The organism is Roseovarius dicentrarchi, assembly GCF_003316635.1.
In the GTDB taxonomy this organism is placed as follows: Bacteria; Pseudomonadota; Alphaproteobacteria; order Rhodobacterales; family Rhodobacteraceae; genus Roseovarius; species Roseovarius dicentrarchi.
In genome coordinates, this window is record NZ_QNQP01000002.1 from 79,913 (window position 1) to 93,790 (window position 13,878).

Sequence of the window (13,878 nt, forward strand, 5' to 3'; positions counted from 1 at the left end):
CTTTCGTTAAATTTCTGATTACAGCTTGGCGCGGGCGACGTTCAGTTTCAGCCGGGCCTGATTTGCCTCGCCCGCGCGTTCCAGCGCATCCTGCGTGAACACCCGCAGGCCCAGATCGCCGCGATAGCCGTGGATTTCGCTGACATCGAGCGCCCGCATGAACGACAGGATTTCGGCGCTGACCACCTGGCCCGGCACCAGAATGGGAAATCCGGGCGGGTAGGGGATGATGAACTGCGATGACACCACTTCGGCGCCGCTGGCCATGGCGTCATGGATCGAGCCGTCCAGTTCCAGATAGTCGCAATTTTTCTCGTCATAGCTGAGGAAAAATGCCGAGCGGATGTCCCCCTCCGGCGTCTCGGACCCCGAGCGGAACGCATCGTGAAACCGGCTGAAATCGGGCAGGGGGGGCAGGTCGTCCATCAGGTTCGACACGCGTTTTTGAAATCCGCGCCGCTCCATCATCGACGCGTCATCCTGCAATTCGTCCAGCTCGCGCGCGATTTCGACCAGCACTTCGATCAGGTAGGCGACCGAGGATCGCGTGGTGCCGATATTGGTCATGAACAGCACGGTGTTGCGCGATGTCTTGTTGATCTGGATGCCGTATTTATCCATCAGGATATCGGTCTTGAACGTGTCGCCGTCCCAGCCGGTGCCGCCCACGGCCAGCGTCACGCGGGTGGCATCCAGCACGAATTCGTCGCTTTCCCAGCAATCCCAGATATCGGTCCAGCCCTGTTCGGCGTCGTAATAGCTGCTGACCCCGCTTTCGCGGTGCTCTTCGGGGATCATGTCGCCGGTGGCCAGCACCTTGAAGTATTTTTTCAGCAAGGGGTGCGTGGCAATCGCGCGGCGCATCGACATCGCGGCCTCGACCTGCCGCTGGACAAATTCGAAGCCTTCCAGTTCGACCTGGCGCCGTCCCACATCCAGCGAGGCGATGATCTGGTAGTTGGGCGAGGTGGAGGTATGGGTCATGTAGGCTTCGCGAAAGGACGCCTCGACCTCGCCTTTGAAATCCTGATCGTTGACGTGGATCATCGACCCTTGGCGCAGCGATGTCAGCGTCTTGTGCGTCGATTGGGTGGCATAGACGCGCACCCGCGCGGTTGGCGGCGGGATCAGCCGTGTGTTCAGAAGCGTTTCGGTATCCGCGTCTTTCAGCTCAGTCTGCTGGGCGGCATAGGCGGCGGCGTGATCGTCGCTGCGCAGCCGTTCGCGCAGCACGTTGGCGGCGTTCATCGCCGTGCGCTGCCGGTAGGTGGGGTTGAACCGGGCAAAGGCGAACCACGCCTCGTCCCACAGGAACACCAGATCCGGCTTGATGGCCAGGCATTCCTCCATCACCCGCTCGACGTTGTAGACAATGCCGTCAAAGGTGCAGTTGGTCAGCAGCAACATGCGCACGCGGTCCAGCTTGCCGGCGGCCTTCAGCTCCAGCAGCTGCTTCTTCATCTCGCGCAGCGGCACGGCGCCGTACATCGAGTATTCGTTCAGCGGGTAGCTGTCTAAGTAACAGACCTGCGCCCCCGACAGGACCATGCCGTAATGGTGCGATTTGTGGCAATCGCGGTCGATCAGCACGATATCGCTGGGCCGGATCAGGCCCTGCACGACGATCTTGTTGCAGGTCGAGGTGCCGTTGGTGGCAAAATAGGTCTGTTTTGAGCCAAACGCCCGGCTGGCAAGGCGCTGCGCCTCTTTTATAGGGCCAATCGGCTCCAGCAGGCTGTCCAGCCCGCCGGACGTGGCCGAGGTTTCGGCCAGAAAGATGTTCGAGCCATAAAACGCGCCCATGTCCTGGATCCAGTGCGAGCGTGAGATGGATTTGCCGCGGCTGATCGGCATGGCGTGGAACACGCCGGTGGGCTGTTTGGAATATTCCACCAGCGCCGTGAAAAACGGCGTTTTATAACGGGACTGCACGCCGCGGATCAGGTTCAGATGCAGTTCCAGAAAATCCTCCTGATTGTAGAACACGCGGCGGCAGATCCCCAGATCCAACCCGGCGATATCCTCGACCGAGCGGTCGGTGATCAGGTAGGCGTCCAGTTCCGGGCGCACGCGGGCGATCATGCGGCACAGTTCGGGGCCATAATTGCTGGGGTCCAGATCCTGAAGCGCCTCCATACCGCCGGCGCTTTTCAGGTAGCGGGACAGGATCGGCAGATCCAGTTTCGACTCCAGGATCAGGCCGGGGCGCACGACGATGGCCTGGATGTTGTGGTTGAACAGCACCCCCATCAATGCGTCCTGAAGGCTGGGCACAACCACCGTTTCGTAATGAAAGGGATCCTCGGGGCGGCGCATGCGGCTGAAATTCGACTTCAGCCAGCGTTCCTGATGCTCGTTCATGTTGTCGACGATCATCACTTCGAAATATGGCTTGGTATGCGCGCGCGCCTCCAGCGATTGCATTGCCTCATCTTCGTGATCGTCAGAATCGGCGCCGTCGCGGTCCAGCGGAATTTGGCGGCGTCTGTAGGCGCCGCTGGTCAGCGCGCGGCTGATGCGCTGCACGGTAAAGGCCAGATCATCGTAATGGCCCGCATCGAACGTGCGCCGCAGCCCGTCAAAGGCGGCGGTTCCGGGAAAGGCCCAGTATGCCTCGATCGGGGCGAGGGACGTCAGCAATTCGTCGGTTTTCTTGATCATGGATTTTGCCATGCGACCGCCTTCGGAGCGGACCAGCGCGGCAGTAGACTCGCGCAGCGCGCTCCAGCGGTCAGCGCGCAGCTGCACGGCCGAGTAGTAGTCTGTCATGGACTGCATTCATTTTCCCCGTTGATGGCGGCAGATCAGGACGGGGCGCGGGGGGATTGGGGCATCCTGATCATCCGCATTCATTGTTATCTATGTCGTCGCCGGCCTTGGATCACTCCCGCACCCCGATAAGCAGCCGGTAGGGTTTCAACTGGTGCGTCGGGTAATTGTTCCGCTGATCGCAGCCCGCCCGGCTGCACGGACGCCGCGGCCAAACTGCACGCAGGCCCGGTCACGCGGTTGCACAGGGGCAGGGCGAAGGGCGTCATATCTGCCGGTTCCTTGATGGTTCACACAGCGGTTCGATAACCCTACGCCAGATGGAATTGAAAAAACAACAGTGTATGTCGGGCGCTGTTTACAGTGGAGTGGAGTGGCGCGGCGCGTGCTGACCGATCACTTGAGAATCGGCAGCCGGACGGTCGCGCGCAATCCGCCCTCCGCGCGGTTTTCCAGCGTGATCGCGCCGCCATGCGCTAAAACAATGGTGCGCGTGATCGCCAGCCCCAGACCCGCGCCGCCGGTCGCAATGCTGCGGCTGTCGTCGCCGCGCGTGAAGGGGTGGAACATCGCCTCCAGCCGGTCTTCGGGGATGCCGGGGCCGGTGTCGTCGATGGTCACGACGGCATGCTGCTGCGCCTGCGTCAGCGTGACTGTCGCGGCGCCGCCGTATCGCAGGGCATTGTCGATCAGGTTGCCAATGGCGCGGCCCAGCCCGACACGTCGGCCCAGTATCCGCAAACCGGGCGCGCCGTGATAGGCCGCGCCGCGATCCGCACAAATCCGGCTTAGCAGGCCCTCCAGATCAAGCGGCTCCATCGGTTCGGCATCGCGGCCATCCTTGGCGTAGGTGACCAGCCCATCCGCCATCACCGTCATTTCGTCCAGGGTGCGCACCATTGCGGCCCTTTGATCGTCATCTTCGACCATCTCGGCGCGGATGCGCAGGCTGGTCATCGGTGTGCGCAGATCATGGCCCACGGCAGCAATCATGCGCATACGTTCGGCGTCGAATTGCGAGATTTCGGCCTGCATGGCGTTGAAGGCGCGCGCCGCCTCGCGCATCTCGCGCGCGCCGGCCTCCGGCACCCGCGCGCTGCGGTCGCCGCGCCCGGCAGCCTGTGCCGCCTGCGACAGTTGCCGCAGCGGCCGGGTCAGCTGGCTGGCGAAGACAGTGCCAACGCCCAGCACGCTAAGCAGTGACAGGCCAAGAAAGGTCAGAAACGGACGGCTTTTGATGCCGGCGGCGCCGGGGTGCCGCATCGCGCCGCGCGCGATGACGTTCAGCCATTGCGGCTGCCCCGCCTTGGCTGAAAGCGGGACGGTCACGGCAATCATCGGGCGGCCGGGCGTCCCGTTATCGCGGGCCTGCATGGCTGACGCGGGCAGGCGGCTGATCTGCGCGGCAAAGACATCGCCGCGCTCCAGCGCCTCCCTCAGGCCGTTGCTGATAGCGACAGACCGGCGGTCCGCCGCACTTTCATTCAGCAGCGGTTCATGCTCAACCCGCACCCGCACGTGCCGGTTCGACGCCTCGCGCGCGATCACCTGCCGCGTGGGTGCGTCCACCGTTTCCAGCACCGGGACAAGCGCCGCAATGCGTGTGATCCAGCGGTCCTCGATCGCCTGCCTGTCAAACCGCTGCTGCTGAAGGCTGAGGACGGCCAGCCCGATCAGATTGGCGGTCAAAATGGCGGTCGCAAGCAACAAGATGAACCGCCCCGCCAGCGTATCGGGCACAAGGCGGCGGAACGCGGCCATCACCCGGCCTCCGTCACATCGGCGACCAGCCTGTATCCGCCGCCCCATTCCGTCACCAGGATTTGCGGGTTTTTCGGGTCTGACTCGATCTTGCGGCGCAGGCGGCTGATCTGGTTATCAATGGCGCGATCATAGGCTTTGGCCTCGCGTCCGGCCGTCAGATCCAGCAGGGTCGCCCGGCTTAGCACGGTGCGCGGCTGGTCCAGAAATATCCCCAACAGGCGGTTTTCAGCGCTGGTCAGCTCCACATCCGGCGCGCCCGCGCGCGTCAGCCGCAGCGTGTCGGGATCATGCACCCAGCCGGCAAACCCGCGCAGGCCCGCGGGCGGCGCGGCGATTTCGGGCGGCGCGCGGCGCAGGATTGCCCGCACCCGTGCCAGCAACTCGCGCGGGTTGAACGGCTTGACCAGATAATCATCGGCGCCCAACTCCAACCCCACGATGCGGTCCGTTTCATCGGCCATCGCCGTCAGCAGCAAAACCGGCGGCCCATCCGTGGCCGCCAGCCAGCGGCACAGGCTCAGCCCGTCTTCGCCCGGCATCATGATATCCAGAACCACCAGATGTATCGTCGCCTCGGCCAGAACCTCGCGCGCCTCGGCGGCATGGGCGGCCAGACGGGTGCGAAACCCCTGCTTGCGCAGATACTGGCCCAGCGGCTCGCGAATGTCGCGGGCATCGTCAACGATCAGGATCTGGGGCGCGATAGGATCTGTCACGGTTTGGCTTCCCGGCTGTGCCTTAACTCTGTACCGTGCTTTATTGCACTGATTTTATGAAAAAAATCAACGGGCAGGGTGGTGATTTGCGATTTGAATTGTCGCAATATGTATCAGCCTTGGCACTTGTGACACCTGGCGACAAACGGATGGTGGCGCTGACAAACCTTCCGGCGCAACATCGCCTAAGTAGGGATCACGCAGGCAATGACTGCCGCATCACACCCTCGAAAGGATACGACATGACATATTCCAAAATCATCCCCGGCACTCTGGTTGCCGTGGTCGCGCTTGCCTCCGGGCTGACATTTGCCAATGCGCAGACAGCACCGAACACAGCACCCATGCAGATGGAGAACACCGCGCAGGGCGCCATGGCAACGCGCGCCGATTATCGCCGGGGTCACGGCAAACGTGGCGGACACGGGATGATGGGCCAGATCATGCGCCAGGCCGACGCGAATGGCGACGGTGCCGTAACGCAGGATGAAATCGACACATTCCGCGCCGGACTGGTGGCGAATGCCGATGCGTCCGGCGATGGCGACATCTCGCTCGATGAGTTTCAGACCATATATCTTGAACTGACGCGCGAGCGGATGGTCGATATGTTCCAGAAGCTTGACGCGGACGGCGACGGCGTGGTGACGCAGGCCGAGATGGACAAACGCTTTGGCAATATCGTCGAGCGGATGGATCGCAACGACGATGGCAAGCTGAGCCGCGACGACAAGCGCGGCCACGGTGGCAAAGGGCACGGTGGCAAGGGACAAGGCCGCGATGGCGAGCGCAAAGGCAATCGCAGCGACTGATAGCTGAACACGCTGCGGGGGCTGGCCAAGCTCCCGCAGCGCATTTCGTCCCGGCGTGTGCGGAATAGGGCCGACGATGAATGTGATCAATCTAACGCATAATCAGTATTATGGTAAGTAAAGGTGTTTTGCGGGCCTGACCCGCCGGACAGATCAGTCGATCAGCAGCAGCGACAGCGCCGGGAAATAGCACACGGCCAGCAGGACCAGCACAACAGCCAGCAGAAACGGCCATAGCGCGGCAAAGATCGCGGTTGGCTTCACGTCGCTCATCGAGGCCGCGATATACAGACCGACGCCGACCGGCGGCGTCAGCAGCCCCAGCGCCAGGTTGATGCTGATGACCACGCCGAATTGAAACGGGCTGATGCCATAATCGCCAGTCGCAATCGGCAGCAGGATCGGCGTGACCAGGATCAGCGCCGCGATCCCGTCAATCAGCATCCCCACCAGCAGCAGCGCGCCCATTACGATCAGCAGGAAAACGAACGGATCGGACGTCAGCGACGTGATCAGCGCGGCCAGCGTCTGGGGGATCGCCTCGTAGATCACGACCCAGCCGAACACATTTGCGGCAGCCACCATGAAAATCACCATCGACGCATTCTGCGCCGTGCGCCGGAAGAGCGTGTACAGATGCGCGGGCTTCAGCTCGCCATAGACCAGCCAGCCCAGCAGGAACGCGATCAGCGATGCGACAGCGGCGCTTTCGGTTGGCGTGGCGATGCCCAGAACGATGCCGCCGATGATCGCCACAGGGATCAGCGCGGCGGGCAATGCGGCCAGAATCGCGCGCGCGGCGTCTGCGGCGCTCATCCACTGGCCTTTGGGGAACTGCACCGACAGGCCGATCAGCGTGACGACGATGAAAAAGCTGCCCGCCATCATCAGCCCCGGAATGATGCCCGCCAGAAACATGTCGCCAATCGGGATCTGCGCCAGAACGCCGTAAATGACAAACAGCATCGACGGCGGAATGACCGGCGCCAGCAGACCGCCCGCCGCCGTCGTGGCGGCGGCAAAGCTGCGGTCATAGCCTTCGCGCTCCATCGCCGGCACCATCGCGCGGCTCATCACCGCGATCTGGCTGATGGCCGAGCCGATGATTGCCGCCATGAACATATTTGCCAGCAGATTGATCCAGACCAGACCGCCGCGAAACCCGCCCACCAGAACCCGCGCGGCATTGACCAGCCGCTTGGTCATGCCGCCCTCATTCATCAGCTCGCCCGTCAGCATGAACAGCGGGATCGCCAGCAATCCGTAGTTTTCCGTTCCGGCAAACATCTGCTGCGCGAAACTGTCGAACAGGACAGCATTATCCGACTGCCAGATATAGCTGAGCGCGGTCATGGCCAGCACGATCGAAATCGGCACCGCGCCGAACAGCAGAACCAGAAACAGCGCCGCGGTCATGCGCCCGCCGCCGTCCGGCCGACCGGGCGCGCCAAATTGGCCACGCCGTGCAGCGTCAGGCCAAGCGCGAAAAGCGGCATGATCAGCCACAGCCAGAATTTGCGGATACCCAGCGTCAGCGTCGGCTCGGCATAGATGAAATTGAACGTCTCGCCCTGAAACGCCATGGCGTCGAACCCCGCGCGCAGCACCTCCAGTGGCATGAACCAGCGCCAGCACAGCCAAAGCATCAGCACCGCAAAGATCACAACCACAATATCAACCGCCCGCTGGGCCGCGCACGCCAGCGCCTCCGGCAGCATGTCGGTCAGCAGCGTGACGCTGACCGAATGGCCAAAATGCACGGCGGCGGACGCGGCGAGAAAGCTCATCCACGTCATCGCCATGATCGCCGCCTCATCCACCCAGAAGATCGAGGCGCTCATGGCACGCGTCACCACGTTCAGCAGCACCAGCAGGGTGATCGCCACGGCCAGCGTTGCGGCGGCGGCCATTTCCAGCTGCGCCCAGCGATATGAAATCCGATGCAGCACCCTGCCCCCGCACTGTGAACTGGCCGCCCGATCATTCCGGCGGCCAGACAGTCAATTCGCGCCTCTTATTCGGCCGTGCTGGCCGCCACGTCGCGCATTTCGCCCAAGACCGCCGACTGCTCGGACCAGATTTTGTCCCACTCGGCGGGAACATCGCCAAAGAAATCGGGACCGACCTCAAGAAACGCCGTGCCGGTGCCGCGCACCTGTTCCAGCCACTCGGCATCCTTGACGATGTAGGTGGCGATGCATTCGTCCAGACGCGCCTTCATCAGGTCGGCGACCATGGCGCGGTCCTCCCCGGACATGCCTTTCCACACCTTGGCGGATACAAGGCCGACCATCGGGAACATCATGTGGTTCGAGACGATGACCGTATCGGCCTGCTCGTAATATTTCAGCTTCCAGATGGGCTCCGCGTCCATGTCGATGGCATTGACCTGACCGTTGGCCAGCGCATCATACACCGCGGGCAGCGGCATGGGCGTGGGCGCGGCGCCCAGCAGGTTGTAGAAATCAAGGATCGGCTTGAACGGCGTGATGCGCAGCTTTTTGCCTTGCAGATCGGCGGCGCTGGCGACCTCGCCCTTGGCCGCGATCTGGCGCAGGCCGGCCATGCCGTAGCCGATGCCGACAACGCCCGCCTTGCCCGGCAGATCCTCCAGCATCCGGGCGGCCAGATCCGATTGCAGGATACGGCCCGCATGATCCAGATCGCGCGCCAGGAACGGTGCGTAGAAGGCGCCGAAATCAGGCACGCGGTTCGACACTTCGGCAACTGTCAGAAACGCCATGTCCAGCGCGCCGGTTTGCAGCTGCTGCATCATCTCGGCCTCGTTGCCCAGCTGTTGCGCGGGGAAGATCGTGACGCTGTGCGCGCCGCCCGACGCCTCGGCCAGATCAGCGGCAAAGCCTTCGGCGGCACCGGTCCAGATATGCTGCGGCGGGGTGATCAGGCCCAGCCGGAAATCGGCGGCGCTGGCGGCGCTGGCCAGCAGTATCGTTGCGGCGGCGATAGCGGCGGGCAGTTTGGTCAGGCAGGTCATTTTCAAGGGTCGTCTCCCATATGTCATGTCGCGCCGCTCTGTCGGGGCGTCTGGGGCCGTTCATAAACAGCGCGCGGCTGGGTCACAACGGGTTTTCGCGCCGCCTGCCCGGCATTCAGCCGCCGGTGAACAGATCGCCGAACCGCTCGCGCAGGATGTTTTTCTGAACCTTGCCCATCGTGTTGCGCGGCAATTCGTCCAGCACGATCAGCTTGCGGGGATGTTTGAACCGCGCCAATGCACCGGCAGCCGCCTCCATGATGGCCGCCTCATCGGGCGTCCTGCCCTTTTCGGGCACCAGAATGCCGACCACGGTTTCGCCAAAGTCTGGATGCGGCACACCGATCACCGCGCTTTCCAGCACGCCGGGCTGATCATCCAGGATCAGCTCGATCTCCTTGGGGTAGATGTTGTAGCCGCCCGAGATGATCAGATCCTTGCCGCGCCCGACGATCTGCACATAGCCGCGGTCGTCGATCAGGCCCAGATCGCCGGTGATGAAAAACCCATCCTCGCGCAGCTCTTCCGCCGTCTTTTCCGGCATCTGCCAGTAGCCCATGAACACGTTCGACCCGCGCACCTCGATCTGGCCCACCTCGCCCTGCGGCAGCTCGGCACCGGTGGCGGGATCGCAGATCTTCAGCTCGACCCCCGGCAGCGGAAATCCGACAGTGCCGGCGCGGCGGTCGCCGTCATAGGGGTTTGACGTGTTCATATTGGTTTCGGTCATGCCGTAACGCTCCAGGATCGCGTGGCCGGTCCGCTCGCGGAACGTGTCATGCGTTTCGGCCAGCAATGGCGCGCTGCCTGACGTGAACAGGCGCATGTGCTGCGCCGCCGCCCGGTCAAACCGCGCATCGTCCAGAAGGCGGGTGTAGAACGTGGGCACGCCCATCATGCTGGTCGCGCGTGGCAGATGCGCCAGCACGGTATCCACATCGAATTTCGGCAGGAAAATCATTGCGCCGCCAACCGCCAGGATGACATTCGTTGCCACGAACAGGCCATGCGTGTGAAAAATCGGCAGCGCATGCAGCAGCACATCTGCGCCGGTAAAGCGCCATTCGTCCACCAACACTTCGGCGTTGCTCAGCAGGTTATCCTGGCTCAGCATCGCGCCCTTGGACCGGCCCGTGGTGCCCGAAGTATAAAGCAGCGCGGCCAGATCATCGCCGCTGCGTGCGGCGGTGGGAAACGTATCGCTTTGCCCCGCCGCGCCGTCCATCAGGCTGCCGCTGCCGTCCGCGTTCAGCGTGGCAATCTGCGCGTCCAGCTTTTCCGCCACGGGCGTCAGCGCGTCCAGCGCGGCGGCATCGCAAACCACCAGCGCGGCGCCGGAATTTTCAACGAAATACGTGACTTCGCTGGCAGTATAGGCGGTATTCAGCGGCAGGAACACCACGCCCGCCTGCACGCAGGCGGCATAAAGCGCCAGCGCCTCGGGCGATTTTGCCACCTGCGCGGCCAGCCTGTCACCGGGTTTCAGCCCCAGTTCGGCCAGATACCTGGCGATGCGCGCGGCCTGCGCCAGAAACCCGGCATAGCTGACCTCGGCGCCATCTTGCAGGATCAGGAACGGCGCCGTGCTGCCCGCGTGGCGGCCAAACAGCGTATCATAGAGGGGGTTTGCCATGTCTTTGGCCATGTCTCAGCTTCCTTTCAGGCTGCTTTGGCCGCTTGCGGCCAGGGATCGCGCTGCGGGCGATGCGGCGATGGTGCCGTCTGTTGCAAATGCCTCGTGCCGTTCGGCGGTGCGGCGCAGATCGTAGAGGTAATTCACCATCACGCCGCCCGACCCGGCGCGCCCCTTGGGCGACAGATCGGCGTCGGCATGCAAGGCATGGATGATCGCGCCATTGCCCAGATGGAACCGTGCCACCGGATCGCGCGGCGCGCCTTTGTGATCCTTGACGTTCAGCAGATAATGCGCCGCCAGCGCGGGCAGATCGCCCTGCCACGCGGTCAGTTCTGCCTCGCGCACCCAGTCCATCAGACCGGGGATCGGCGACAGGGTGACAAAGCGGCCGATGCCGGGCAGTTCCGACGCCAGATCGCCGGCCACCTGTTTGATCAGCGAGTTGCCAAAGGAAATGCCCGCCAGCCCGGTCTGGCAGTTCGAGATCGAGTAGAAAACGGCGGTATCGGCGGACTTGGTCAGTAGCGCCTCGCGCTCTTCGGCCAGCAGCGGCTGCACGGCGCCGGGGATGCCGCGCGTCAGCGCCACTTCAACGAAAATCAGCGGCTCGTCCGGCATCGCGGGGTGGAAAAACGCGAAACAACGCCGGTCCTCGGGCTGCACGCGGCGGCGCAGATCGTCCCAGCTGTCGATGGCGTGGACCGCCTCATACGCGATGATCTTCTCAAGAATATCGGCCGAGGTTTGCCATGTGATGCGTTTCAAATCCAGAAAACCACGGTTGAACCACGACTTGAACAGGTGGCGAAAATCCAGATCCAGCGCCTCCAGCTCGGGCACGCCGCGCCCCAGCCGCAGCAGATCGGCGCGCATTTCCACCAGCGCGCCGGTGGCGCCCTCGACCTGATTGAGGCGGCGGATCAGTTCCTGACGCGGCGGCTCGCTTGCGGCCAGATAGGCGCGGTAGGTGCTGCGCGACGGGGTCTGTTCGTATTCGTTCAGCGCGCGGCGCGTGGCGGCGGGATCGACGTTCATCTGCTCCGCAAGGTGATGAAAAAACGCCAGCTTGGCCGTGTCATCCATCGCCCGGAACCGGGCCAATATCTGCTCGGCCAATAAATGGCCGGAGGTCTGGCCATGGGTGCTGATCAGCGCATCAGCCAGTTCCTCCAGCGGCTGGCGGCTCCAGTCGCCCTGCCGCGCTGCGCCAAGGCCACGCTCCAGCACGGCGGCCAGCAGATCGGACAGAACGGTCATACGGCGGTCCCCATCACGTAATCGGGCAGCCATGTCGCCAGCCCCGGAAACAGGCAGAGCAGGATGATCGCCAGCACCATGCAACCCACAAACGGCAGCGAGCCATAGAGGATCGTCTTCAGCGAAATGTCGGGCGCAATGCCGTTGATGACATACAGGTTCAGGCCCACCGGCGGGCTGATCAGGCCGATTTCCATGTTGATGGTCAGCACCACGGCAAACCAGATCGGATCGAACCCGGCGATGGTGATGATCGGCATCAGGATCGGCGCCGCCATCAGGATCACCGCAACAGGCGGCAGGAAAAACCCGGCGACCAGAAGGAAGACGTTGATCGCCCCCATCAGCACCCAGCGGTTGACGTCCAGCGTGCCGATCCATTCCGCGATGCTTTGCGTGATGAACAGACTGCTGAGCATATAGGAAAACACGCCCGCCGCCGCGATGATGAACAGGATCATCACCGATTCCTTGGTGCTGTCGCGCAGGATCATCCACAGGCCCGCCGGGCTCCAGAGTTTGTAGATCACCATGGCGATCACGATGCATAGCAGCGCGCCGACGGCCGCCGTTTCGGACGGGGTCGCGATGCCGCCATACATGGCATAAAGCACGCCAAGGATGATGATCAGGAAGGGAATGACGCGGGGCAGAATCTCGAATTTCTGCTTCCAGCTATAGGTCGTCTTGACCAGAACCTGCGCGTTGCCGGACCTGATCGTGGCATAGATCGACCACGCCATGAACAGCGCCACCAGCAGCAGGCCGGGAATGACGCCCGCCAGAAACAGCCGCCCGATCGACGTTTCCGTCGCGATGCCGTAAACGATCATCGTGACCGACGGCGGGATCAAAATACCCAGCGTGCCGCCCGCCGCGATGCTGCCCGCCGCCACGCCGTCGGGATAGCCGCGCTTGCGCATCTCGGGGATGCCCATCTTGCCGATGGCGGCGCAGGTCGCCGGGCTGGACCCGGACATGGCCGCAAACAGCGCGCATGCGCCGAGGTTCGAGATCACCAGACCGCCGGGAATGCGCGTCAGCCACCGCTCCAGCGCCTCGTAAAGGTCCGCGCCAGCGCGCGTCGACGCAATCGAGGCGCCCATGATGATGAACATCGGAATGCTGAGCAGTGCAAAGCTGTCCAGCTTGCCAAAGAAGATCTCGGGCATCAATTCAAGGCTGCGCATTCCATCGAACACCACCAGAAAACCGCCCGACACGATCAGCAGCCCCAGCGCAACCGACACGCCCGAAAACAGCACGGCGATGGTGCAGAGCGCGACCAGCCCCCCTAAAACCAGCGGATCCATCAGGTATTCTCCAGTCCAAAAGGCGTATCGATCCGCAGGATCAGCGCAACAATGTCAGCAATCAGTTGCAGCAAAAGAAGACCAAACCCGATCGGCAGCGCCATGTAAGGGATCCACAAACGCACCCCCCAGATCGTGTCGGACCGCCAGCCGCGCTCCCACGCGAAATGCCAGTAGTCAAAGCCATACCACAGCATCACCGCAACCATCGCGGCGCTGACGCTGAGCGTGAAACAGGCCATGAAGAACCGCGCGCGCGGCGGCAGCGCAATGGGGATCAGATCGACATTCACATGCCCGCGCAGCCGCTGCACATAAGGCAGCCCCATCAGCGTGGCGGCGATCATCAGATACACCACCATTTCGGTTTGCCAGATGGTCGAATGGTTCAGAACCGCCCGGACAAAGATCATCTGGCAGGTGATCCCCACCGCCAGCACGATCATTGCGGCCGAAATCCAGCCCGCCACCGTCGATATTGCGGCCACCGCCTTGAGAAAGGGATTGTTCCCCGTTTTGGCAACGCGCTGCGTCACTTGTCCGGCCATGTCAGGATCCTGTTCAGATGGGAAAGTCGCGCCACTCAGGCAGGCGCGCGCCGGATTTGCCAATGTGG

General features: G+C 63.1%; 11 protein-coding genes. 1 reads left to right on the forward strand and 10 read right to left on the reverse strand.

Translation table 11 applies throughout. The annotated features are described in order from the left end of the window. Positions 1-18 precede the first annotated feature (18 nt). The 3 genes from DQ230_RS01780 to DQ230_RS01790 all read right to left on the reverse strand — a co-directional run bounded on the left by DQ230_RS01780 (position 19) and on the right by DQ230_RS01790 (position 5,249). Entirely contained in the window at positions 19-2,769 is a 2,751-nt protein-coding gene (locus DQ230_RS01780) for an aminotransferase class I/II-fold pyridoxal phosphate-dependent enzyme (RefSeq protein ID WP_238987389.1), read from the reverse strand. 396 nt (positions 2,770-3,165) lie between these two features. Then, positions 3,166-4,530, reverse strand: a complete 1,365-nt coding sequence (locus tag DQ230_RS01785; RefSeq protein WP_162497337.1) for an ATP-binding protein — start codon at positions 4,528-4,530, stop codon at positions 3,166-3,168. After that, positions 4,530-5,249 (reverse strand): response regulator, encoded by a 720-nt coding sequence (locus DQ230_RS01790; RefSeq protein ID WP_113910792.1) that lies wholly within the window; start codon positions 5,247-5,249, stop codon positions 4,530-4,532. The genes DQ230_RS01785 and DQ230_RS01790 overlap by 1 nt, the downstream gene beginning before the upstream one ends. A 242-nt stretch (positions 5,250-5,491) precedes the next feature. On the opposite strand from DQ230_RS01790, the gene DQ230_RS01795 reads away from it, so the two are divergent. Beyond that, positions 5,492-6,061 (forward strand): EF-hand domain-containing protein, encoded by a 570-nt coding sequence (locus tag DQ230_RS01795; RefSeq protein ID WP_162497338.1) that lies wholly within the window; start codon positions 5,492-5,494, stop codon positions 6,059-6,061. Between the two features lie 153 nt (positions 6,062-6,214). Here DQ230_RS01795 and DQ230_RS01800 read toward each other — a convergent pair whose 3' ends face one another. The 7 genes from DQ230_RS01800 to DQ230_RS01830 all read right to left on the reverse strand — a co-directional run bounded on the left by DQ230_RS01800 (position 6,215) and on the right by DQ230_RS01830 (position 13,810). Further along, on the reverse strand, positions 6,215-7,477 hold the full coding sequence (locus tag DQ230_RS01800) for a TRAP transporter large permease (RefSeq protein ID WP_113910794.1): 1,263 nt from the start codon (positions 7,475-7,477) through the stop codon (positions 6,215-6,217). Continuing rightward, positions 7,474-8,010, reverse strand: a complete 537-nt coding sequence (locus DQ230_RS01805) for a TRAP transporter small permease (protein ID WP_113910795.1) — start codon at positions 8,008-8,010, stop codon at positions 7,474-7,476. Before DQ230_RS01805 ends, DQ230_RS01800 begins: the two co-directional genes overlap by 4 nt. A gap of 65 nt (positions 8,011-8,075) precedes the next feature. After that, entirely contained in the window at positions 8,076-9,056 is a 981-nt protein-coding gene (locus tag DQ230_RS01810) for a TRAP transporter substrate-binding protein (RefSeq protein WP_113910796.1), read from the reverse strand. A 115-nt stretch (positions 9,057-9,171) separates the two neighbouring features. Then, complete coding sequence (locus tag DQ230_RS01815; RefSeq protein ID WP_113910919.1) at positions 9,172-10,689, reverse strand: malonate--CoA ligase; 1,518 nt, start codon at positions 10,687-10,689, stop codon at positions 9,172-9,174. Positions 10,690-10,704: 15 nt separating this feature from the next. Further along, on the reverse strand, positions 10,705-11,949 hold the full coding sequence (locus DQ230_RS01820) for a malonyl-CoA decarboxylase (RefSeq protein ID WP_113910797.1): 1,245 nt from the start codon (positions 11,947-11,949) through the stop codon (positions 10,705-10,707). Continuing rightward, complete coding sequence (locus DQ230_RS01825) at positions 11,946-13,262, reverse strand: TRAP transporter large permease (protein WP_113910798.1); 1,317 nt, start codon at positions 13,260-13,262, stop codon at positions 11,946-11,948. Before DQ230_RS01825 ends, DQ230_RS01820 begins: the two co-directional genes overlap by 4 nt. Beyond that, a complete protein-coding gene (locus tag DQ230_RS01830) occupies positions 13,262-13,810 on the reverse strand; it encodes a TRAP transporter small permease subunit (protein WP_113910799.1) in 549 nt (182 codons plus the stop codon). The genes DQ230_RS01825 and DQ230_RS01830 overlap by 1 nt, the downstream gene beginning before the upstream one ends. Positions 13,811-13,878 lie beyond the last annotated feature (68 nt).